Raw genomic sequence first — 22,104 nt, 5'->3', positions numbered from 1 at the left:
GGTCACTCACCCGCCCGCGACTGCCGCTGCCCGCTCAACGCCGCCACCGGCGCCTCCGCCAGCCCCAGCTTCCGGGCCACCTGGAGCAGTTCCTCCAGCTTGCCCTTGTCCGCGCCGTCGGCCCGCATCTGCTTGAGCAGGAACGCGGAGAGGGTCAGGTTCTGCACGTCGGCGGTGTTGAACGAGCCGAGCACCCGGGCCAGGTCGTCGGTGAAGTTGGCCTTGCCGTCCAGCCAGGGCTGCGCGATGCTCCGCGCCACGTCCGAGTGGGCCAGAAAGCCGTCCACGCTCTTGCCCAGCGAGATCGAGCCGAGCAGCCGGTCGAAGAAGACGCTGTCGCCACCGACGATGTCGATGTTGGCCTTCTCCAGGCCGGTGGAGACCACCATCGCCTGCGCCTCGGCGACCTGCCGCTGCACGTCCAGGCCGGCGAGCCGGACGTCCTTCTCCAACTCCAGCCGCAGCCGGTACTCCTCGTGCTCCCGGGTGGCGTCGTCCAGCGCGGCCATCGCGGCGGCCTTCTCGGTGAGACCCTCCGCCTCGCCCTTCAGCTTCTCGCGTACCGCCTCGGCGGTGACCAGTGCCTTCTCCCGCTCGACGGCGGCCTCGGCGCGGCCCACCTTCTCGATCGCCTCGGCGCCCCGCTCGCGCACCTGCACCTCGGCCAGGCCGGCGGCGGCCGTCTCCGCCTGGATCCCCTCCGCCAGCCGGATCTTCGCCCGGGCGTCCAGCTCGGCGGTCTGCTGCCGGGCCTCGGCGAGCACGAGCTCCTCGCGGGCCTTGAACTTCGCCGCCTGCTCGGCCGCCTCGGCCGCCTTGATGTCCTTGACCAGGTTCTCCTGCGCCTCCGCCTCGGCCTGGATGATCACGGCCTGCCGGGTCCGCTCGGCCTCCTCGACCACCCGCAGCCGCTTGATGTTCTCCTCCTGCTCGGCCACGGTCCTCTCCACCGCGATCCGCTCCCGGACCACCTCGGCGATCGAGCGCTTCTCGCCCTCGACCTCCTTGTCCTTGGCGATGGTGGACAGTTCCGTCTCCCGCTGCCGGGAGATCACCTCGAGCATCCGGTCCTTCTCGATCCGCTCGGTCTCGATCGCGATGACCCGCTCCCGGTTCTTCTCGGCGACCGCGATCTCCCGGGCCTGGTTCTCGTGCTGCACGCCCAACTGCTCATCGGTACGGATGTTGGCCGTCTCCGCGCGCAGCCGCTCCTCCGCGCGTACCCGGGTGATCTCCGCCTCCTCGCGGGCCCGCACGGTCTCCACCTCGCGGCGCTGCTTGGCCTCGGCCTCCGCCTGCCGCCGCTCCAGTTCCAGGATCGCCTCGCGGGCGTCGACGTTCTGCCGGGTGATCTCCTTCTGCTCGTTGCGCTGGAACTCGTTGGTCCGCACGTGCTCGATCGCGGTCAGCTCGGTGATCTTGCGAATGCCCTGGGCGTCGAGGATGTTCGCCGAGTCCAGTTGGGACATCGGCGTCTGCTCCAGGAAGTCGATCGCCGCGTCCTCCAGGCTGTAGCCGTTGAGGTCGGTGCCGATCACCCGGATGATCTGGTCCCGGAACTCGTCGCGCTTGGTGTAGAGGTCGACGAAGTCGAGCTGCTTGCCCACCGTCTTCAACGCCTCGGAGAACTTGGCGTTGAACAGCTCCTGGAGCGTCTCCCGGTCGCTGGCCCGGGCGGTGCCGATCGCCTGCGCCACCTTGATGACGTCCTCGGTGGTCTTGTTGACCCGGACGAAGAAGGTGATCCGGATGTCCGCCCGGATGTTGTCCCGGCAGATCAGGCCCTCGTTGCCGGTCCGCTCGATGTCGATGGTCTTCACCGAGATGTCCATCACCTCGGCCTTGTGCAGCACGGGCAGGACGACCGCGCCGGTGAACGTGACGTCCACCCGGCGCACCTTGGACACGATCAGGGCCTTGCCCTGCTCGACCTTCCGGAACAGGCGGCTGACCAGCAGGATCACGCCGAGAGCGATGAGCAGCAGAACGGCCAGCAGTATGCCGAAGCCGGTGGTGACGACATCCATGGGCGGTCGCGCGGCACGGAGGGCCGCGCTTCCTCCTTTCAGGGGCGCAGCGAGGTGTGCGTCGTCCCCGGCGGCACGCCGGAGCCGGTCACGGGAGGATTCAGATCGGTACGTGGTGCGACGGATCGGGGTCGAGGACCGTCCCCGCCGGCATGACCCAGAAGAACTCACCGTCCGGGTCGTAGTCGTAGATGAGCGCGGAGCTGCCGGCGCGCAGCGGGTCGGCGCGGTGCTGGCGGACCTGGACCACGGCCGACGAGCCGTCGGCGGCGGTCACCTCGGCCTGCCCGAAGTCGGCCGTCACCCGTCCGGTGCGGATGACGCAGAGCCGGCCGACGAAGCCGTGCCGGCTGGCCTCGGAGCCGGCCGGGAAGAGCCGCCCCAGCGGCACCGCCACCAGGCGGGTGACCAGCCAGGCGACGGCCAGCGCGGCCAGCAGCACACCGACGGAGACGGCGATCCGCGCCGCCGCGCCCAGGCCCCACCCGTCGAGCAGCGCGGTGCCGGCCAGGCTGACGAACCAGGCCACCGCCACCAGCAGGGAGAACACGATGGCGCTCGGCAGCCCGCCGAAGCCCAGCCCGGCGAGGACCCCGCCCGGCACGCCGTCGACGTCGAGGTCGTCCCCGAGGTCGAGCACGCCGGTGAGCACCAGCAGCCAGTAGCCGATCACCACCACCAGCAGGAAGCTGAACAGGACGGTGGGGAAGCTCAGCGCGACGCCGAGGAAACCGGCCACCTCACCACCCCCGTACCCGGCGGCCGTTCCGGACGGCCGCACCAGCACGGTTGATCGTGGCACGCGACGTCAACGCCCGTGGCCCCCGAGAGCACCGGAGAGACGGAGCGGCCCCGCGGCGGCGATGTCGGGCCGGCTCAGGCCGGCAGGGTGATCCGGTCCTCGATCGCGGCGGCGGCGATGTCGGTGCGGTGGTGGGAACCGGCCAGCTCGATGCCGCGTACCAGGTCGTACGCGGCGTCGCGGGCGGCGGCCAGGTCGGGGCCGGTGGCCGTACCGCAGAGGACCCGGCCCCCGGCGGAGCGCAACGTGCCGTCGGCGTCCCGGCGGGTGCCGGCGTGGATGACGCCCGGCCGGTCGGCGCCGGTGATCGCGTCCCCGGTGCGGGGTGCCGCCGGGTAGCCCTCGGCGGCCACCACCACGGTGACCGCCGCGCCGTCCCGCCAGCGCAGCGGCGGGTGGTCGGCGAGCGTGCCGGTGGCGGCGGCGTGCAGCAGCCCGGCGAGCGGGGTCTCCAGCAGCGCGAGGACGACCTGGGTCTCCGGGTCGCCGAAACGGGCGTTGAACTCGATCACGCGCAGACCGGCGGCGGTGATCGCCAGCCCGACGTAGAGCAGGCCGGCGAACGGGGTGCCCCGGCGACGCAGCTCGGCCAGCGTCGGGTGCACGACGTCCCGCATCACCTCGTCGACCAGGCCGGGCGGCGCCCAGGGCAGCGGGGCGTAGGCCCCCATGCCACCGGTGTTCGGGCCGCTGTCGCCGTCGCCGACCCGCTTGAAGTCCTGCGCCGGCAGCAGCGGCACGGCGGCCTCGCCGTCGGTGACCACGAAGAGGGAGACCTCGGGACCGGCCAGGTACTCCTCGATCACCACCCGACCGCACTCGGCGGCGTGCTCCAGCGCGCGGGCCCGGTCGTCGGTGACGACGACGCCCTTCCCGGCGGCCAACCCGTCGTTCTTCACCACGTACGGCGCGCCGAACTCGTCCAGCGCCCGCGCGACCTCGGCCGGCCCGGTGCAGGTGTACGCCCGGGCCGTCGGCACGCCGGCAGCGGTCATCACGTCCTTGGCGAACGTCTTCGACCCCTCCAGCCGGGCGGCCTCGGCCGACGGGCCGAACACCGGTACGCCCTTGGCGCGTACCGCGTCGGCGGCCCCGGCCACCAGCGGCGCCTCGGGGCCGATCACCACCAGGTCCGCCGCCGTCTCGACGGCCAGCGCCGCCACCGCCACCGGATCACCGACGGCCACGTCCCGCAGCTCGGCCACTGCCGCGATGCCGGGGTTACCCGGTGCCGCGACGAGCGCCTCGACGGACGGATCGGCAGCCAGCCCGAGCGCGAGCGCGTGCTCGCGCCCACCACCACCCACAAGAAGTACCCGCACGACCCCGCATCCTACTGACCGCTCCCGCCACCTCCGTTGATCATGAAGTTGGCGGCACTATCTGAGATCGACTTCGCCGCCAACTTCATGATCGACCTAACGAGCGCACGGCGATGGCTCGGCGGACGACGGCCGGGATGTAATCGGGACGGAGGGTGTCGGACCAGGTGAAGCGCAGAACGGTCCAGCCGGCGTTCACGAGACGGTTCTGCCGGCGACGGTCGTCGAGAAGGGCTGCCGGACCCGCGTGGGTCACCCGCCCGTCCGCCTCGGCGATCACGCGCGGACCCCGCCAGCCGAGGTCACCGATGCCCAGCAGGTAGCCGTCGTCGTCGCGCACCTCGACCTGGAGGACGTCCGGCGGCACCCCGCCGTCGACGCAGCGCAGCCGCGTACGGGTCTCCAGGGGCGACTGCGCCAGGCCGCTCGCCTCCGTGAGGTATCCACGGGCCTCCACGGCACCCCGTCGACCCCTGATCAAGGTGGGGATGGTGAGCAGTTCGTCCGCGCCGACGACCTTGCTATAGAGGGCCGAGTCCAGCAACGAGACGGCCACGTACCGGCGCTCACGCAGGATCAGTTCCGCGACGGTGTGCACGGCGGTCGTCGACGGCACGCCGCGGACCGCGGTCACCGCGTCCGCGGCATGTTCGAGTTGGTGCAGCACGACCGCGGGGTCGCCGGCGCGAGCAGGTCTCGCCGCCCGCCCCGGCAGGGCGACGTGGATCGCGGTCGTCCGGGGAAGTCCGGCGATGCCGTGGAGTTCGGCGGCGGTCGAGAGAACGGCGTGGGCCTGCGGTCCCAGCGAGACCACGGCGGCACGTATCCGACTGAGCCGAGGGCTGATCCCGGCCGGGGACCGACCGACGAGATACGTGGCCCGGGCGAGCCGCTTCCACCGACCGAACGCCACGAAGTTGTCGACCTCGTGCCGGCTGTAGCCGGCCGCCAGCGCCTGCCGCCGGGTTACGACACCACCCTGCTGCGCGGCCACCTCCCCGAGCACCCGCCCCCGATCCACACCCCCAACGATCCCGCCTCCCCCACACCCTCGAAACCCCCTGTGGACAACCCCGGCCCCCTGTGGACAAGGCAGCGCTGGGGTGCGCGTCGATCATGAAGTTAGCGGCGAAGTGGATCTACAAAGGTGCCGCTAACTTCATGATCGACGGAAGAAGGGCCGGGCCGGGCCGGGGGTTAGGGGAGGAGGGGGTGGCGGGTTACGTTTTCCTCGCGGCCGGGGCCTACGCCGACGACGCTGACGCGGGTGCCGCAGAGTTCCTCGATCCTCGCGATGTAGCGTCTCGCGTTCTCGGGGAGTTCGTCCTCGGTCCGCGCCTTGCTGATGTCCTCCCACCAGCCGTCCAGCTCTTCGTAGATCGGCGTGGCGTGGTGGAAGTCGGTCTGCGTCATCGGCATGTCGTCGAACCGCTCGCCGTTGATCTCGTACCCGACGCAGATCGGCACCTTGGCCATGCCGGTGAGCACGTCCAGCTTGGTGATCACCAGGTCGGTCACGCCGTTGAGGCGGCAGGCGTAGCGGGCGACGACCGCGTCGAACCAGCCGCAGCGGCGCTCCCGGCCGGTGGTGGTGCCGTACTCGTGGCCGACCTTGCGCAGGTGCTGGCCGTTGTCGTCGAACAGCTCGGTCGGGAACGGGCCGCTGCCCACCCGGGTGGTGTACGCCTTGCTCACCGCGATGACCTTGTTGATCGCGGTCGGCGGGATGCCCGCGCCCACGCACGCCCCACCGGCCGTCGGGTTCGACGAGGTGACGAAGGGGTAGGTGCCGTGGTCCATGTCGAGCATGGTGGCCTGGGCGCCCTCCAGCAGCACGGTCTCGCCGCGGTCCAGGGCGTCCCAGAGCATGACCCGGGTCTCCGCGATGTACGGCCGCAGCCGCTCGGCGTAACGCAGGTACTCCTCGACGGTCTCGTCGACGTCGATCGCCTTGCGGTTGTAGACCTTGAACAGCAGCTGGTTCTTCTCGCGGAGCGCCAGCTCCAGCTTCTTGCGCAGGATGCCCGGGTCCAGCAGGTCCTGGAGCCGGATGCCCATCCGGGCGACCTTGTCGCCGTACGCCGGGCCGATGCCCCGACCGGTGGTGCCGATCCGGGAGCTGCCGAGGTAGCGCTCGACCACCCGGTCCAGGGCCCGGTGGTGCGGCATGATCAGGTGCGCGTCGCCGGAGATACGCAGGCGGGAGACGTCCACGCCGCGCTCGGCGAGCCCGTCGATCTCCTGCAGCAGCACCTTCGGGTCCACCACGACGCCGTTGCCGATGATGATCATGGCGCTCGGCGAGAGCGCGCCGGACGGCATGAGGTGCAGCGCGTACTTCTGGCCGTCCGGGGTGATCACGGTGTGGCCGGCGTTGTTGCCGCCCGAGTAGCGCACGACGTAGTCGACCCGCTCACCCAGCAGGTCGGTAACCTTGCCCTTGCCCTCGTCGCCCCACTGAGCGCCGATGAGCACGATCGCTGGCATCTTTTCCGCCTCCAGAAGGCTCGGGTGCCAGGTGGCGACCGGTTGGCGAGCCCGGGGTGTCAGGCTAACAAGTAGTGACGGCGGGACCGGCAGGGGTTCGTCGAGAAGCAGGAGGCTCCTTCGTGTACGACGTGGTGCTGCTCACCCTCGGCTCCGGGCGGGACGGGTCGGGCGGGGGCTGCGGGAGCGGCGGAGCCTGCTGCGGTGGCGCGGCCGAGCAGGCCGGCGAGCCGGCCGAGGAGCGCTGCGAGACGCCGCGCGTACCGGTGTTGGCCTGCGCGGACGCGCTGACCGCCCGGGGCGCCCGGGTGGAGACGGTGACCGCCCGGTCGGACGCCGAGATCGACGAGGTGCTGGCCCGGCTCGACGGCCCGCCGCGACCCGACGGGCTCACCTGGCCCGATCCGGACGGGAAGACCCGACTCGTGGTCGCTACCGCCAGTGACGGTCAGTTGCGCGCCGTGCTACGCCGGCTGGTCCGGCGGTACGCTCCGCCGCCCAGCCGCCGCCCGGCCGACCTGGCCGGCAACCGCACCGTGCCCGACCTGCCCCCGGTCGGCGTACTCCCGCTCGATCCGGCCCGCACCGGGACGGCGCGGGACCTGGCCGCGCAGCTCGGCCTGCCCCGCGACCCGGCGGCGGTGGCCGCCGCGGTGCTCGACGGCACGCCCCGCCGGCTGGACCTGCTGCGCAACGACGGCGGTTCGGTGACCCTGGACGGCGTGTTGCTCGGGGCGGCCGACGACGAGGGTCGCCCGCTGCACTGGCGGGCCCGGGTGGAGGTCGACGACGCCGTGCTCTCCCAGGGCGAGGACCCGATCATGGTCTGCGCGATCGGCAACGCCGGTGGGTACGCCCGGCTCGACGACGTGACGCTGCTCGCCGACCCGGACCCCGCCGACGGCCGGGTCGAGGTGGCGGTGGCCGTGCCCGTGGTGACCCGCTCGGCGTTGGGCAGGAAGAAGGTACGCATCGAGGTACGCCGGGCGCGCGGCCGGGCCGTGGCCGTGGTGCCGCGCGACGAGCAGGTGCCCTTCCTCGACGACGGGGTCGAGGGCGAGCTGGGCCGCAAGCGGTCGTGGTGGACCGAGCCGGGCGCCTGGGCGGTCTGGACGTCCTGACCTCCGTCGATCCCCGCTCGGGCGGCCCGGGGAACCGGACGGCCTATCCTCGGCGGGGAGGAATGGGGAGGAACCGTGGTGCACGAGAACGCCGACCGGGCCCACGTGCCGGGTGAACCGCAGGTGCCGGAGCGGGACATCGAACCGCTGTGGCCGCCCGAACAGTCCGGCCCGGGGTGGCCGGAGCCCCTCGTGCCCGCGCCCCGCGCCGCCCAGCCGGCGGTCGACCTGGACCTGCCGTTCACCCTCGACCCACCGGCCACCGCCGCGACACGGCCGGACCCGACCCCGGCACCGCAGGCGGTCGGTCCCGCGCCGGACGTGGCGACCGGCATGTCCGCGACACCGGCCGGGGCGACACGCGCCGGGACGGACGGCTCCACGGCCGGCGGCCGGGCCGCGACGACCGGCGTGGGTGAGCCGGCCGGCGGCGCCGGACCAGACGGGCGGGGGGAGTCGCCCTGGGCCCAGCCGCCGCAGCGGTCCACCGGTGGTGAGCCCGCCGCCGGCGAACCGGCGCCGCCCGTCCCGGACCTGCCGTCCACCGCCCCGCTCCCGCCCGGCACGGAAGGGCTGCTCACGCCGGTCGGCACCGCCCCGCTCGGCCGCGCCGAGGAGGGCCCGTCCACCACGCCTGCGGGCCCGTCCGTCACGCCTGCGGGCCCGGTCCACCACGCCACCGACGGGCGGCCGGAGCCGCACCCGGGCCCCGAGGCCGCCGCACCGCACCCCGGCCCCGGCCCGGCAGCCGTGGCCGGGCCGCACGCCGACCCCGACGCCGCCGCACCGGCCGGGGCGTACCCCGACCGCCCCGGCGCGCGACCGGCGGAGCCGCCGGCACCGGGCGCGCCCCGGCTCGGGCCGTTCCCGCCCGCACCGGCGTACGGCAACGGGAGCGGGTACCCGGTCGGCTACGGGCAGCCGGGCTACCCGGGCGAGTCGGCGTACCCGCCGCCGACCGCCGCCCCGGCTCCGGGGTGGTACCCGCCGCCGGTCGCCGGGGCGGGGAGCCCGCAACCGGGTCCGCCCGGGCCGCAGCAGCCGGCCGGACCACCGGCTCAGCCGGCCGGTTATCCGGAGCCCGCCTGGACACCGGAGGCCGGGGCCACCCCGACGGCGGAGGACTTCGCCCGGCGACGCCAGGTCCGGCCGGTCGACCCGGTCGCCACCATGGGGGTGCGCGCGGTGGTGAACCGGATGGGGCTGGTCCGGCTCCCGCCCGGCCGGCACGAGCAGGAGCTGCGCCGCGACATCGAGATGGTCCGCCGCAACTTCGGCGGCCTGCGCCAGGTGACCGTGGTCAACCCGAAGGGCGGCGCCGGCAAGACGGTCGCCATCCTGCTGCTCGCGATGACCTTCGGGCAGAAGCGTGGGGGGTACGTGCTGGCCTGGGACAACAACGAGACCCAGGGCACCCTGGGCATGCGCGCCCAGCAGGACTTCCACTCGCGGACGGTCCGGGACATGCTGCGCGACCTGGCCCAGTTCCAGGGTCCGCACGGGCGGGTCGGCGACCTGTCGCAGTACGTCCGCTCGCAGGGCGAGGGGATGTTCGACGTGCTCGCCTCGGACGAGTCCGCGACCGGCGGCGAGATGCTCACCGCCGCCGCCTTCGCCGAGATCCGCGAGGTGGTCAGCCGCTTCTACAAGCTGATCTTCGTGGACACCGGGAACAACGTCCGGGCGCAGAACTGGCAGGCCGCGATGGACGCCACCGACCAGCTCGTGGTCACCATGTCGGCCCGGAACGACTCGGCCGAGACCGCCGCCCGGATGCTCGACCACCTGGAGCAGAGCGGCCGGCAGCGGCTGGTCCGACAGGCGGTGACGGTGGTGTCGATGCCCCCGTCGCGCAAGGAGATCGACCTGCCGGCGATCCAGGAGCACTTCGCCGCCCGGACCCGGGCGGTGCTGCTCGCGCCGTACGAGCGGCTCATCGACACCGGTGAACCGCTCCGGTACGGCCAACTCTCCGCAGCCACCCGGGACGCCTGGTTGAAGATCGCCGCCTCGGTGGCGGAGGGCCTGTAGGAACGGGCGCGCCGGCCGGTCCGCGGTGCGTGCGGGCCGGCCGGCGCGGCACGTCAGTGGCTGGCGAGGGCGTCGGCGGCGGCCGGGTCGCAGTCGCGGAGGAACTGGGCGCAGCGGGCCGCCTCGTCGGCCTCACCGATCTCGCCGGCCGCCCGGGACAGCACGTACAGGCAGCGCAGGAAGCCGCGGTTGGGCCGGTGCGACCAGGGCACCGGGCCGTGCCCCTTCCACCCGGCACGACGCAGCTGGTCGAGACCACGGTGGTAGCCGGTGCGCGCGTACGCGTACGCCGTGACGACCTGGCCGGCGGCGAACGCCCGGGTGGCGAGCGCCGCCCAGGCCGCGCTGTGGGTCGGGAAGCTCGCCGCGACCTCGGCGTACGCCTGGTCGGTGTCCTGCTCCGCGGCGTCGGCCAGGGCGGCGTCGGCCTCCTCGTGCGCGGGCAGGAGGGTGGCCGGTGGCTCAGGCAACAGGTTCTGCATCGCCCCATTCAACCCGCTTCGCCCTGGGGTTCGCGAGGGGGTCCGGTCAGCCGGTCGGCTGAACGGCTGAGGGCTTCGTCACGCCTGCGGCCCGCCGCCCACGTACCCGCGGCCCATGCCGGACAGCGATGTTTTCCACTACAACTATTGGTCCGGAGCCTCCCCAGGACCCGGTTACGCAGGAGCCCGGTGGCCTCGCCGCCGGGCTCCTGTCGTACCCGGGCGGCCTGGTTTGCCGGGTTGCCCGGTGCGGGCAGGATGATCTGGTGCCGACCCCACCTCCCGCGGACGTCATCGCGCCGCACGACACCAGCTCCGACGAGATCGAGAGCCGCAGCGAACTCGACCGTCATCTCGCCGACGGCACCCTCGCCGGGTTGACCGTGCAGGGCCTCCGCCTCGACCTCGACCCCGTTCCCGACCTGCGCACCGTCGAGGTCACCGGCACCCTCTTCGTGGGCTGCCGCTTCGCCGACCGGGAGGTCGGCGCGGACCTGGTCCGGCGCGGCGCGAACGTGGTGCCGCCCTTCTCCGGGCTGCCCTACCCGACCCAGCCGGCGCACCTCTACACCCCCGACGACCTGGCCGCCGGGTTCGCCGACGGCGGCTTCGCCGGGATGTACGACACCCGGGTGTACGCGCACTTCCGCCGGCACGGCGGCGCGCTGCCGGACGTCCGGGAGGCGCTCGGCCAGCGGCTGCACGACCACGGGGTGGACAACGCCCTCGCCGACGCGACCCGGACCTGGCTGGCGGTGCACGGGCCGCAGTCCGTGGTGGGCGTGATGGGCGGCCACGCGGTGCCGCGCGGCAGTGCCGCGTACCGGATGGCGGCGGTGCTGGGCTGGGAGCTGGCCCGGGCCGACCGGCTGGTGGTGACCGGTGGCGGGCCGGGCGTGATGGAGGCCGCCAACCTGGGCGCGTTCCTGGCCGCCTGGCCGGCCGAGGAGCTGGACCGGGCCATCGACCTGCTGGCCACCGCGCCGGACTTCACCGACCACGACCGCTACACCGAGGTGGCGCTGCGGGTCCGGGAGCGGTACGTGGCCGGGCCGGCCCTGCCCACCCCGCGCCCGGCGGCCGCCGGCACCGAGTGGGCGCGCTCCGGCGGCCTGGCGATCCCCACCTGGCTGTACGGGCACGAGCCGGCGAACCTGTTCGCCGGGCGGATCGCCAAGTACTTCTCCAACGCGATCCGGGAGGACACCATCCTGCGACTGGCCCGGGGCGGGATCGTCTTCGCGCCCGGCCGGGCCGGCACGGTGCAGGAGGTGTTCCAGGCCGCCACCAAGACCTACTACGGCACCGACGGGGCCAGCGGCGCGTACGTCTTCCTGGACCGCACGTACTGGACCGACGAGCTGCCGGTGGAGGCGTTGCTGCGTCCGCTCTTCGCCGCCTCCCCGTTCGGCGACCTCTCCCCCACGGTGCACCTCACCGACGACGTCCGCGAGGCGGTCCGGGTGCTGACCGCCGGCTGAGACGCGCGGAGGGCCGGCACCCTGGCGGGTGCCGGCCCTCCGTTCACGCGGTGGTCACTTCATCGTGGTGCCGGTGGAGCGCAGGTGCTCGCAGGCCTCCACGACGCGGGCGGCGAGACCGGCCTCGGCGGCCTTGCCCCAGACCCGCGGGTCGTACATCTTCTTGTTGCCGACCTCGCCGTCCACCTTGAGCACGCCGTCGTAGTTGCGGAACATGTGGTCCGCGACCGGGCGGGAGAAGGCGTACTGGGTGTCGGTGTCGATGTTCATCTTCACCACGCCGTAGTCCAGCGCCTCGCGGATCTCCTCCAGCAGCGAGCCGGAGCCGCCGTGGAAGACCAGGCTGAGCGGCTTCTCCTTGCCGTACTTGGCGCCGACCGCGTCCTGGATCTGCTTGAGCACCTCGGGGCGGAGCTTCACGTTGCCCGGCTTGTAGACGCCGTGCACGTTGCCGAAGGTCAGCGCCGCCATGTAGCGGCCCTTCTCGCCGAGGCCGAGCGCCTCGACCATGGCCAGGCCGTCCTCGACGGTGGTGTAGAGCTTGTCGTTGATGGCGTTCTCGACGCCGTCCTCCTCGCCACCGACGACGCCGACCTCGATCTCGAGGACGATCTTGCCCTTGGCGGCCTGGGCGAGCAGCTCCTCGGCGATCTGGAGGTTCTCCGCCACCGGCACGGCCGAGCCGTCCCACATGTGCGACTGGAAGAGCGGCTCCTGGCCGTTCTTGACCCGCTCCTGCGAGACGGCCATCAGCGGCCGGACGAACTTGTCCAGCTTGTCCTTCGGGCAGTGGTCGGTGTGCAGCGCGATGTTGACCGGGTACTTCTTGGCCACCTCGTGCGCGTACGCGGCGAACGCCGTCGCGCCGGTCACCATGTCCTTGATCGACGGGCCGGACAGGTACTCCGCGCCACCGGTCGAGACCTGGATGATGCCGTCGCTCTCCGCGTCGGCGAAGCCCTTGAGGGCCGCGTTCAGCGTCTGCGAGGAGGTCACGTTGATCGCGGGGTACGCGAACCGGCCGGCCTTGGCCCGGTCCAGCATCTCCGCGTAGGCCTCGGGGGAAGCGATGGGCATGTCGAACGCTCCTTACTTACCGCTCTCGGCCGTGCAGGCCGCTGTCTTCCATGGCGGCGACCGTTCCGGCCGCTGACTTCCACGGGTACGCCGGACCGCGCTGTCCACCGCGGGCAGTATCCCGTAGGAGGCGGCGTCGGACACAACCGACCCGGGAACCGCTCACGAACGCTCCAGCCGGTCCGGCACCGCGACGCTGATCAGCCAGCTCACCACCGCCATCACGATCGCGCCCCAGAAGGCGGCCCAGAAGCCGTCGACGTGGAAGGGCAGGTGCAGCCCCCGGGCGATCCAGTCGGTGAGCAGGAACAGCAGGGCATTCACCACCAGCGCGAAGAGACCGAGGGTGAGCAGGTAGAACACGCAGCCGAACACCTTGATCACGGGCTTCAGCACCGCGTTGACCACGCCGAAGATGAGCGCCACCACGAGCAGGGTGAACGCGCTGTTCGCCCCGTTGCGGCCGGTCACCGCCACCCCGGGCACGATCAGCGTGGTGATCCACAGCGCGATCGCGGTGATCACCAGTCGGATCAGGAAGCCCACCGCACCATCCTGGCACCGGCCGGCGGTTGCGGAGGGCCGAACCGCCGACACGAACGGTGCCCGCTCCGCCCGTTCCGTCCGGCTCCGAGCGGTGACCGGCGGCAGCCCGTACGGTGAGGGTGGTAACCGTCCGTACCGAGATCCAGGGAGGGACGATGGGTCAGCCCGATGAGGACTTCGCCCCGAGCGACCACCTCGCTCCGGAGGAGCGGGACCTGGAGGCGGAACCGGCCGACGCGGTCGAGCAGGCCACGGTGGTCACCCCGGACGACGGCGACGGCGAGCCGCACCGCGGCCTGGAGGTCGCCGACTGGGACGCGATGGAGCAGGCCCGGGTGGTCACCGCCGACGAGGACGACTACCGCTGAGCGGTCGGGGCGGGCCGGTGGGCCCGCCCCGGTTCAGCGCAGGGCGGTGACCTGCCTCGGGTGCGCCGCCGTCCACTCGCCGAGCCGGTCGGTGCGCAGCGCGGTGAGGAAGCCCGGTGCCAGGGCCGGGTCGAGCCGGAACCCGTACGGCCCCTGCTCCCAGTGGCTCACCGGCAGGCCGACCACGGCCGGCTCGACGTCGGCCGCGTTGCCGACCGCCGAGACCAGCGCCGGCAGGGACAGTTGGCCGGTATCGGTCACCAGGTCGGGACCGACCGTCGTGACCAGCCGGCTGAGCAGCACCGGGTTCGTGAGTCCCCCCTGCTCCCGGACCCGGGTCAGCAGTCCGGCCGCGTACCGGCCGGCGTTGCGGTCCCGGTCCAGGCCGCCGTCCGGGAGGCCGTAACGCTGCCGCAGCAGGTCCACCGCCGCCGCGCCGTCGAGCCGGTGGCAACCGGCCCGGAACCGCCGCTCCGTGTGCACCGAGCGCACCGCCGCCGGCAGGCAGACCGGCACACCCCCGACCGCGTCGGTGAGCTCGCGGGTCGCCCGGTAGGTGAGCACCGCGCCCGCGTCGATCGGTACGCCGGTGAGCCCGGCGACCACCTGCCGGGTCGTCCGGTACCCGCCGGCCAGATCCGTGCCGTCCGGCCCCGCGCCGATGGCGAAGGACGCGTTGAGCTTGTCGGTCCCCCGGCCGGGGACCGGCACCAGCAGGTCGCGCGGGAGGGAGACCAGGTAGAGCCGGCTGCGGTCCGCCGGGACGTGCACCAGCAGCACGGAGTCGGCCCGCCGGCCCTCACCGGCCTGGTCCACGCCGAGGAGCAGCACGTTCACCGCCCCGGCCGGCGTCGGCAGGGGGCCGGCCAGCAGGTTCCCGGTCTCCGGTGGACGCGGCCCGACCGCGGTGAAGCCGACCAGGGCGGCGGCGACCACCGCCAGCGCCGTGCCGGCGAGCCGGAGGCGCAGGCGACGCCGCCGACGGTGGACCACCGTCCGGTCGATGGCGGCGCGCAGCGGGCCGGCCGGCGGGACGAGCGCCTCGTGCCGGGCAAAGGCGGACCGCAGGTCGTCCTCGATCATGAACAGACCTCCACGTACTCGGCTCGGAGGGTGGCCAGGGCGCGCGAGATGCACGACCGCACGGTGCCGACGGCGCAGCCGAGGATCTCGGCGATCTCCGCGTCCGGCAGGTCCTCGTAGTAGCGGAGCACCAGCGTGGCGCGCTGCCGGCGGGGCAGCCGGGACAGCCAGGACCAGACCTGGTCCCGGTCCACGGCGGACTGGGCGTGGTCGGTGGGTGCCGGCACCGCCTCGTCCGGCTCGCCGCGCAGCAGCACCCGGCGCGCCCACGACCCGCGCCGCCAGTCGATGAACTGGTTGGTGAGCATCCGGCGCACGTACCGCTCCGGCACGTCGCTGCGGGCCACCCGCCGCCAGTTCAACTGGACCCGCACCATGGTCTCCTGCACCAGATCCTGCGCCTGGTGTGGATCGCCGGTCAGCATGACCGCGTACCGCAGCAGGGCGGCCAGCCGCGCGTCGGCGAACTCCTCGTACGTCACTGCACCTCCCGGTGTCCCGCCCAGTTGACGGGTCCGGCCCGGCGGAACATTGCGCCCTTCCTCAGCCGTTCGGTCAATATCTGCTGCCCGGGGCCGCGTGGGACAGCGGGGCGACTTAAGGGATCTCTAAGCTCCACGAGCCGCACCCGGCACTCTCACGGGAGGATCCCCCCTTGAAGCTCAGCCCTTCGACTCGGCGTTGGCTGGCCGGGCTCGGCGTCGCAGGCGCGTTCGTCGCCGCCTCCGCCGCCCCCGCCGCCGCCGAGAGCACCGCCAAGCTCTACGTCCTGCTGCCGGACACCACCGTCGCCGTCGGTTCCGCCGGCGTGGTGAAGGGTCCGCTCCTCCTCGCCGAGGAGGCCACCACCCTCCGGGACGTCTCCATCCGGTACGACTACCGCGCGCTGTCCGGCAAGGTCACCGTCACCGGCGACGACCCGGGCAACGACTGCTCCGCGCCGGAGACCGGTGTGCTGGTCTGCCAGGAGCCCTTCCCGGTGACCGTGGACGAGTGGTTCGGGGGCTTCCCCACCCGGGTGAAGATCGCCCCGACCGAGGCCGCCAAGCTGGACGACAGCGGCAACATGAAGATCACCGTGCTGACCGGTGACACGGTGCGGGCCACCTCCACCTCCCGGATCCGGGTCGGCGAGGGTGTCGACCTGGCCGCCGGCCCGAGCACCGACGTCACCGTCGACATCACCAAGAACTTCGGCAACTTCTCCGCACCGGTCACGGTGAGCAACGTGGGCGGCACGACGGTCAAGAGTGTGGTGGCCCTGTTCGCCCAGGACTGGGCGATCACCCCCGCCGACCGGTGGAGCAACTGCTACTACGAGGAAGACATCCTGCTGGCCTGCCAGTTCGACGAGGAGATCGCGCCGGGCGAGACCCGCTCCGCCACCTTCAACTACTCGCTGCGGCCCGACACGTACGCGCCGGGCAGGGTGTTCGGGCAGACCGAGTTCATCACCCCGGACGACCTGGACGACGCGCTCAGCATCTTCGAGAAGTTCGACGGCAAGGCGGCCAAGCGGGGCACCGGCGCAAAGCTGGCGCTCAAGAAGGCGCCCGCCGCGCGGGCCGCGCAGACCGACGTCGACCCGACCAACAACTTCACCCAGCTGAACGTGAACGTCCGTGGCAAGCGTGGCGCGGACCTGGCCGCGGTCGGTGCCACCCTGCGGGGCACCAAGGGCAGCACCGTGAAGGCGGACCTCGGCTTCCGCAACAACGGTCCGGCCACGCTGGACTTCTCGCACTCCGACTCGGAGGTCACCCTCGTCGACGTGACCGTCCCCACCGGCACCACCGCCGTCACGGTGCCGGAGGAGTGCGTGCCGTTCAAGGGTGACAAGACGCGGTACGACGAGACCGCCGGCACCCCCGGCGCTGCTGCCTACCGCTGCTTCCCGGGCCCCTTCGCGCCCGCCGGTGAGCTGCTGACCGGCCGCTTCACGTTCCGCATCGACAAGGCCGTGCCGAACGCCGAGGGCAGCGTCCGGATCAACGCGAAGTGCGAGTGCTCGGCCGGGTTCAAGGACGACCTCAAGCCGGCCAACGACCTGGCCAAGATCGTGGTGAACCCGGCCGGCACCGGGGGGCAGGGCGGTGGCGACGACCCGACGCTGCCGCTCACCGGTTCCGCCACCGGCCTGATCGCCGGCCTCGGTGCGCTGCTGCTCGCCGCCGGCGCCGGCGGCTACGTGGTGGCCCGCCGCCGCCGCACCCGCTTCGTCGCCTGACCCACCCCGCACCACCGGTGCCCCGCCGACCTGAGGTCGGCGGGGCACCGTCGTAAAACGGGACGACGCATGATCGATGGAGCTGCCACCATCGACGGGTGCTGCTGACCCTCACCACGACGCACCGCCCCGCGACCGACCTCGGCCACCTCCTCGTCAAGCACCCGGACCGCGTGCAGAGCTTCGACCTGCCCGCCGGCACCGCGCACGTGCTCTATCCCGAGGCGGACGAGCAGCGGTGCACGGCGGCGCTGCTGGTCGAGGTGGACCCGCTCGAGCTGGGCGGCGGGCGGGGTCGCCGGAAGGCGGCCACCCCGGACGGCTTCACCCTCGGCCAGTACGTCAACGACCGCCCGTACGCGGCCTCCAGCCTGCTCTCGTCGGCGCTGGCCAAGGTGTTCCGCTCGGCGCTGCGCGGCGAGTCCCGGGACCGGCCGGAGCTGGCCGCCACCGCGATCCCACTGGTCGTACGGGTGCCGGTGCTGCGCTGCCGGGGCGGCGCGGAGCTGGCCGGACGGGTCTTCGCCCCGCTGGGCTGGACGGTGACGGCCACCCCGATCCCGCTCGACGAGACGTACCCGGAGTGGGGCGAGAGCCGGTACGTCGACCTGACGCTCACCGGCACGGTACGGCTCGCCGACGCGCTCAACCACCTGTACGTGCTGCTGCCGGTGCTGGACGACGCCAAGCACTACTGGGTCGCTCCGGACGAGGTGGAGAAGCTGCTCCGGGCCGGTGCCGGCTGGCTGGCCGAGCACCCCGAGCGGAACCTGATCACCCGTCGCTACCTGGCCCACCGCCGGGCCCTGGCCGGCGAGGCGCTGGCCCGCCTGGCCGAGGTGCGCCTCGCCGACGAGCCGCCCGCCGACGACACCGTCGAGGCCGAGCCGATCGCGGAGAGGCCCCGGGCCTCGCTGGCCGTACGCCGGCGGGACGCGGTGCTCGCGGCGCTCCGCGACAGTGGCGCGAGCCGGGTGCTGGACCTGGGCTGCGGTGGTGGCGCCCTGCTCACCGCGCTGGTCGCCGACCGACGGTTCAGCGAGGTGGTCGGCACCGACGTGTCCAGCCAGGCGCTCACGATGGCGGCCCGCCGGCTGCGGCTGGACCGGCTGCCGGAGCGGCAGCGGGACCGGGTCCGGCTGTGGCAGTCGGCGCTGACCTACCGGGACGACCGGCTGCGCGGTTACGACGCGGCGGTGCTGATGGAGGTGGTCGAGCACCTCGACCCGCCCCGGCTGCCGGCGCTCCAGGACGCGGTGTTCGGGCACGCCCGGCCCGCCACCGTCGTGGTGACCACCCCGAACGTCGAGTACAACGTCCGCTACGAGGGGCTCGGGGCGGGCCGGTTCCGGCACGCCGACCACCGGTTCGAGTGGACCCGGGCCGAGTTCGCGGCCTGGGTGGAGCGGGTCGCCACCGAGCACGGCTACACCGCCACCATCTCCGGCGTCGGCGACGAGGACCCGGAGGTCGGCAGCCCGACCCAGCTCGCCGTGCTGACCCGGAAGGAGGAGACCCCCGCATGACCACCCTGGACATTCCCGAGCTCGCCCTGGTGGCGCTGGTCGGCGTCTCCGGCTCCGGCAAGTCGACCTTCGCCCGCCGGCACTTCACCCCCACCCAGGTGCTCTCCTCGGACACCTTCCGGGGCCTGGTGGCGGACGACGAGAACGACCAGGCCGCCTCCGGCGACGCGTTCGACGCGCTGCACCACGTGGCCGGGATCCGGCTGCGTAGGGGCCTGCTGACCGTGGTCGACGCGACCAACCTCCAGCCGCACGCCCGCGCCGGCCTGGTCCGGGTGGCCCGCGAGCACGACGTGCTGCCGGTGGCGATCGTGCTGGACGTGCCGGAGGCGCTGGCCTGGGAGCGTACGCAGGCCCGGGCCGACCGGACCCACGGCCGGCCGGTGCTCGCCCGGATGCAGCGCGACCTGCGCCAGTCGTACGCGCGGCTGGCCCGGGAGGGCTTCCGCAAGGTGCACGTGCTGCGGGGCGTCGAGGAGATCGACGCGGCACAGGTCCGGTACGAGAAGCTGTTCAATGACCGGCGCGAGCTGACCGGGCCGTTCGACATCGTCGGCGACGTGCACGGGTGCCGCGAGGAGCTGGAGGCGCTGCTGCTCCGGCTGGGCTACCGGCTGGACCGCGACGACGCGGGCCGCCCGGTGGACGCGGTGCACCCGGCCGGGCGTACCCCCGTCTTCGTGGGTGACCTGGTGGACCGCGGCCCGGACTCCCCCGGCGTGCTGCGCCTGGTGATGGGCATGGTGGCGGCCGGGCACGCGATCTGCGTGCCGGGCAACCACGAGCAGAAGCTGCTGCGTAAGCTGCGCGGCCGGGACGTGCGGCTCACCCACGGCCTGGCCGAGACGATGGCCCAACTGGAGACGGAGCCGGCCGGCTTCGTCGCCGAGACGGCCGCCTTCATCGACGGTCTGGTCAGTCACTACGTGCTCGACGGCGGCCGGCTGGTGGTGGCGCACGCCGGCCTCAAGGAGGCCTACCACGGCCGGACGTCCGGCCGGGTCCGGTCGTTCGCGCTGTACGGGGAGACCACCGGCGAGACCGACGAGTACGGGCTGCCGGTGCGCTACCCGTGGGCGCGCGACTACCGGGGTTCGGCGATGGTCGTGTACGGGCACACCCCGACGCCGGAGCCGGAGTGGGTGAACAACACCATCTGCCTCGACACCGGCTGCGTCTTCGGTGGGAAGCTGACCGCGCTGCGCTACCCGGAGAAGGAGCTGGTCTCCGTCCCCGCGGTGAAGGAGTGGTACGCCCCGGCCCGGCCGCTGGTGCCCGCCACGCCCGCCCGCCCGGACACCGTGCTGGACCTAACCGACGTGACCGGACGGCGGCACCTGGAGCACGCGTACGGGTCGCTGACCGTGCCGGCCGAGAACGCCGCCGCCGCGCTGGAGGTGATGAGCCGGTACGCGCTCGACCCGGGCCGGCTGGTCTGGCTGCCGCCGACCATGGCGCCCTGTTCGACGTCGACCGTGGCCGGCTTCCTGGAACACCCGCAGCAGGCGTTCGCCGACTACCGGGCGGCCGGCGTCGAGCGGGTGGTCTGCGAGGAGAAGCACATGGGCTCGCGGGCCGTGGTGCTGGTGGAGCGGGAGCCCGGCCGGTTCGGCGGCGGTGCGGTGCACACCCGTACCGGGCGGCCGTTCTTCGGCTCGGCGCTCGACGACGAGCTGCTGGCAAGGGTCCGCGCCGCGATCGGCACGGCCGGGCTCTGGGCCGAGCTGGAGACCGACTGGCTGCTCCTCGACTGCGAGCTGCTGCCCTGGTCGGCCAAGGCGGGCGGCCTGATCCGCGAGCAGTACGCCTCGGTGGGCGCGGCCGGCCGGGCGGCGCTGCCGGCGGTGCTCGCCACGCTCGACGCGGCGGCCGGCCGAGGGCTGCCGGTGACCGAGCTGCGCGGCCGGATGGCCGACCGGGGCACCGAGGTCGAGGCGTACTCGGCGGCCTACCGGGCGTACGTGGGGCGGACCGACGGGCTGCGCGGGGTGACCCTGGCACCGTTCGCGGTGCTGGCCGGGGCCGGGGCGAGCCACACCGACCGGGACCACGGCTGGCACCTGGCCCTGGCCGACCGGCTCTGCGCGGCCGACCCGGAGTTCTTCACGCCCACCCGACGTCGGGTCGTCGAGCTGGCCGACGAGGCGGCGGTGGCGGCGGCCACCGACTGGTGGCTGGAGCTCACCTCGGCCGGCGGCGAGGGCATGGTGGTCAAGCCGTACGCCGGTCCGGCCGCCCGCTCGCCGAAGGGGTCGCTGCTCCAGCCGGGCATCAAGTGCCGGGGCCGGGAGTACCTGCGGATCATCTACGGTCCCGGGTACACCGAGCCGGGCCAGCTGGCCGCGCTGCGCAAGCGCTCGCTGGGCCGCAAGCGCGGACTGGCGCTGCGCGAACACGCCCTCGGGTTGGCCGCCCTCGACGCGCTGGCCGACGACGCTCCCCTCTGGCGTCGCCACGAGCTGGTCTTCGCGATCCTCGCCTGCGAGTCCGAACCCGTCGACCCCCGCCTCTGACCCCGCGCCCCCACCCGCCCCCCTTCGCGCACTGATTCACGGAAAGAGTGGTTATCCGGCGAGGGATAACCACTCTTTCCGTGAATCAGCAGCCCCGGCGGGCGGTGCGGCGCGGGTGGGACAGGGGCACAGGTACCCTTTGTGGCCGTGGACACAGCAGAAAAGACCCGCGTGCTCTCCGAGAGCGTCGCCCTGAACCCGCTCGACCCGAAGGATCTGATCCACACCTTCGGGATGATCGGAGTCTGGGTCATCCTCTTCGCCGAGACCGGCCTGCTGGTCGGCTTCTTCTTCCCGGGCGACTCGCTGCTCTTCCTGGCCGGGGTGGCCGCCTCGCCGGTGGCCGACGCGATCTTCGGCTCCGGCACCCGGTTGTCGCTGGCCGGGCTGCTGATCGGCGGCCCGCTCTGCGCGATCGCGGGTGCCCAGCTGGGCCACTGGCTCGGCGCCCGGTACGGCCGGCGGATGTTCGACAAGCCCAACTCCCGCCTGTTCAAGCGGGAGTACGTGGCGAAGGCCGAGTACTACTTCCAGAAGTTCGGCCCCGCGAAGGCCGTGGTGCTGGCCCGCTTCATTCCGATCGTCCGGACGTTCCTCAACCCGGTGGCCGGTGTGCTCGGCATGCCCGCCCGGCAGTTCCTCATCTGGAACGTGGTCGGCGCGTTCCTCTGGGTGGACGGCATCCTGCTGATCGGCTACCTGCTCGCGGACCAGATCTACAACGCGATCGGTGACAAGATCGACCGGTACATCCTGCCGGTGGTCGCCGTGATCATCCTGATCTCGGTGCTGCCGATCTTCTTCGAGTTCCTGCGTGACCGGCGCGCCCGCAAGCGCGGCGAGGCGGTCGCGGTGATCGCGACGGCGACCGCGGCGGGTGCCGTCGACGCCATCCGGGACGCGGTCGACGGGGACGACGACCACCAGCAGGGTGGTCAGCACCGCCGCTGACGGAAGCACCTGCACCGAAGGCCGGCTCCCCGGGCGGGGGCCGGCCTTCGGCGTCGAGCT

The 22,104-nt window shown here is 73.2% G+C and carries 18 protein-coding genes; 8 read left to right on the top strand and 10 right to left on the bottom strand.

What is annotated here, in order from left to right:
- Positions 1 to 2: 2 nt before the first annotated feature.
- The 5 genes from GA0070611_RS23300 to GA0070611_RS23280 all read right to left on the bottom strand — a co-directional run bounded on the left by GA0070611_RS23300 (position 3) and on the right by GA0070611_RS23280 (position 6,638).
- Entirely contained in the window at positions 3 to 2,027 is a 2,025-nt protein-coding gene (locus GA0070611_RS23300) for a flotillin family protein (protein WP_091668063.1), read from the bottom strand.
- A gap of 100 nt (positions 2,028 to 2,127) precedes the next feature.
- On the bottom strand, positions 2,128 to 2,766 hold the full coding sequence (locus GA0070611_RS23295) for a hypothetical protein (RefSeq protein WP_091673327.1): 639 nt from the start codon (positions 2,764 to 2,766) through the stop codon (positions 2,128 to 2,130).
- A gap of 137 nt (positions 2,767 to 2,903) precedes the next feature.
- The gene (gene purD / locus GA0070611_RS23290; protein WP_091668060.1) at positions 2,904 to 4,151 is read right to left on the bottom strand and encodes a phosphoribosylamine--glycine ligase; all 1,248 of its coding nucleotides are present in this window, start codon (positions 4,149 to 4,151) and stop codon (positions 2,904 to 2,906) included.
- Positions 4,152 to 4,236: 85 nt separating this feature from the next.
- A complete protein-coding gene (locus GA0070611_RS23285; RefSeq protein ID WP_091668057.1) occupies positions 4,237 to 5,172 on the bottom strand; it encodes a type IV toxin-antitoxin system AbiEi family antitoxin domain-containing protein in 936 nt (311 codons plus the stop codon).
- A gap of 176 nt (positions 5,173 to 5,348) precedes the next feature.
- A complete protein-coding gene (locus GA0070611_RS23280; protein WP_091668054.1) occupies positions 5,349 to 6,638 on the bottom strand; it encodes an adenylosuccinate synthase in 1,290 nt (429 codons plus the stop codon).
- Between the two features lie 122 nt (positions 6,639 to 6,760).
- Between GA0070611_RS23280 and GA0070611_RS23275 the strand changes: the two genes are divergently transcribed.
- Both GA0070611_RS23275 and GA0070611_RS23270 read left to right on the top strand, forming a co-directional pair.
- Positions 6,761 to 7,759 carry a diacylglycerol kinase family protein gene (locus GA0070611_RS23275; RefSeq protein ID WP_091668049.1) on the top strand — a complete coding sequence of 333 codons (999 nt, stop codon included), beginning with the start codon at positions 6,761 to 6,763 and terminating at the stop codon, positions 7,757 to 7,759.
- A 75-nt stretch (positions 7,760 to 7,834) separates the two neighbouring features.
- Complete coding sequence (locus tag GA0070611_RS23270) at positions 7,835 to 9,790, top strand: MinD/ParA family ATP-binding protein (RefSeq protein WP_091668046.1); 1,956 nt, start codon at positions 7,835 to 7,837, stop codon at positions 9,788 to 9,790.
- Between the two features lie 53 nt (positions 9,791 to 9,843).
- Here the strand turns inward: GA0070611_RS23270 and GA0070611_RS23265 are convergent, their stop codons facing one another.
- The gene (locus tag GA0070611_RS23265) at positions 9,844 to 10,272 is read right to left on the bottom strand and encodes a DUF3151 domain-containing protein (RefSeq protein WP_091668042.1); all 429 of its coding nucleotides are present in this window, start codon (positions 10,270 to 10,272) and stop codon (positions 9,844 to 9,846) included.
- 266 nt (positions 10,273 to 10,538) lie between these two features.
- On the opposite strand from GA0070611_RS23265, the gene GA0070611_RS23260 reads away from it, so the two are divergent.
- Complete coding sequence (locus GA0070611_RS23260) at positions 10,539 to 11,753, top strand: LOG family protein (protein WP_197675781.1); 1,215 nt, start codon at positions 10,539 to 10,541, stop codon at positions 11,751 to 11,753.
- Between the two features lie 54 nt (positions 11,754 to 11,807).
- Here the strand turns inward: GA0070611_RS23260 and fbaA are convergent, their stop codons facing one another.
- Positions 11,808 to 12,830: a class II fructose-bisphosphate aldolase gene (gene fbaA / locus GA0070611_RS23255; protein ID WP_091668039.1), complete on the bottom strand. Its 1,023-nt coding sequence runs from the start codon at positions 12,828 to 12,830 to the stop codon at positions 11,808 to 11,810.
- A 162-nt stretch (positions 12,831 to 12,992) separates the two neighbouring features.
- Positions 12,993 to 13,376: a phage holin family protein gene (locus tag GA0070611_RS23250; protein WP_091668036.1), complete on the bottom strand. Its 384-nt coding sequence runs from the start codon at positions 13,374 to 13,376 to the stop codon at positions 12,993 to 12,995.
- Between the two features lie 155 nt (positions 13,377 to 13,531).
- Here GA0070611_RS23250 and GA0070611_RS23245 point away from each other — a divergent pair, with 155 nt between their 5' ends.
- Complete coding sequence (locus tag GA0070611_RS23245; RefSeq protein ID WP_091668033.1) at positions 13,532 to 13,744, top strand: hypothetical protein; 213 nt, start codon at positions 13,532 to 13,534, stop codon at positions 13,742 to 13,744.
- Between the two features lie 33 nt (positions 13,745 to 13,777).
- Here GA0070611_RS23245 and GA0070611_RS23240 read toward each other — a convergent pair whose 3' ends face one another.
- Together GA0070611_RS23240 and GA0070611_RS23235 are read right to left on the bottom strand one after the other, a co-directional pair.
- Positions 13,778 to 14,827, bottom strand: coding sequence for an LCP family protein (locus GA0070611_RS23240; RefSeq protein ID WP_091668030.1), 1,050 nt, complete (start codon positions 14,825 to 14,827; stop codon positions 13,778 to 13,780).
- Positions 14,824 to 15,309: a SigE family RNA polymerase sigma factor gene (locus GA0070611_RS23235; protein WP_091668026.1), complete on the bottom strand. Its 486-nt coding sequence runs from the start codon at positions 15,307 to 15,309 to the stop codon at positions 14,824 to 14,826. The genes GA0070611_RS23240 and GA0070611_RS23235 overlap by 4 nt, the downstream gene beginning before the upstream one ends.
- Before the next feature lie 173 nt (positions 15,310 to 15,482).
- Here GA0070611_RS23235 and GA0070611_RS23230 point away from each other — a divergent pair, with 173 nt between their 5' ends.
- From GA0070611_RS23230 to GA0070611_RS23215, 4 genes are all read left to right on the top strand, one after another.
- Positions 15,483 to 17,054, top strand: a complete 1,572-nt coding sequence (locus tag GA0070611_RS23230) for an LPXTG cell wall anchor domain-containing protein (RefSeq protein WP_091668023.1) — start codon at positions 15,483 to 15,485, stop codon at positions 17,052 to 17,054.
- Positions 17,055 to 17,152: 98 nt separating this feature from the next.
- Positions 17,153 to 18,580: a 3' terminal RNA ribose 2'-O-methyltransferase Hen1 gene (locus GA0070611_RS23225; protein ID WP_091668020.1), complete on the top strand. Its 1,428-nt coding sequence runs from the start codon at positions 17,153 to 17,155 to the stop codon at positions 18,578 to 18,580.
- Positions 18,577 to 21,093 carry a polynucleotide kinase-phosphatase gene (locus GA0070611_RS23220; protein ID WP_091668017.1) on the top strand — a complete coding sequence of 839 codons (2,517 nt, stop codon included), beginning with the start codon at positions 18,577 to 18,579 and terminating at the stop codon, positions 21,091 to 21,093. Before GA0070611_RS23225 ends, GA0070611_RS23220 begins: the two co-directional genes overlap by 4 nt.
- A gap of 141 nt (positions 21,094 to 21,234) precedes the next feature.
- Positions 21,235 to 22,044 carry a DedA family protein gene (locus GA0070611_RS23215; protein ID WP_197675780.1) on the top strand — a complete coding sequence of 270 codons (810 nt, stop codon included), beginning with the start codon at positions 21,235 to 21,237 and terminating at the stop codon, positions 22,042 to 22,044.
- The last annotated feature ends 60 nt before the right edge of the window (positions 22,045 to 22,104 follow it).

Source organism: Micromonospora auratinigra (assembly GCF_900089595.1).
GTDB classification, from domain to species: domain Bacteria; phylum Actinomycetota; class Actinomycetes; order Mycobacteriales; family Micromonosporaceae; genus Micromonospora; species Micromonospora auratinigra.
Note: the sequence above shows the minus strand (reverse complement) of the source record. Positions and strands in the feature narration are given on the sequence as shown.

Bases quoted from the DNA above. Each gene is read 5' to 3' on its own strand.
- GA0070611_RS23300 (WP_091668063.1), bottom strand. From the start codon at position 2,027: ATGGATGTCGTCACCACCGGCTTCGGCATACTGCTGGCCGTTCTGCTG.
- GA0070611_RS23280 (WP_091668054.1), bottom strand. From the start codon at position 6,638: ATGCCAGCGATCGTGCTCATCGGCGCTCAGTGGGGCGACGAGGGCAAG.
- GA0070611_RS23265 (WP_091668042.1), bottom strand. From the start codon at position 10,272: ATGCAGAACCTGTTGCCTGAGCCACCGGCCACCCTCCTGCCCGCGCAC.
- fbaA (WP_091668039.1), bottom strand. From the start codon at position 12,830: ATGCCCATCGCTTCCCCCGAGGCCTACGCGGAGATGCTGGACCGGGCC.
- GA0070611_RS23245 (WP_091668033.1), top strand. From the start codon at position 13,532: ATGGGTCAGCCCGATGAGGACTTCGCCCCGAGCGACCACCTCGCTCCG.
- GA0070611_RS23240 (WP_091668030.1), bottom strand. From the start codon at position 14,827: ATGATCGAGGACGACCTGCGGTCCGCCTTTGCCCGGCACGAGGCGCTC.
- GA0070611_RS23220 (WP_091668017.1), top strand. From the start codon at position 18,577: ATGACCACCCTGGACATTCCCGAGCTCGCCCTGGTGGCGCTGGTCGGC.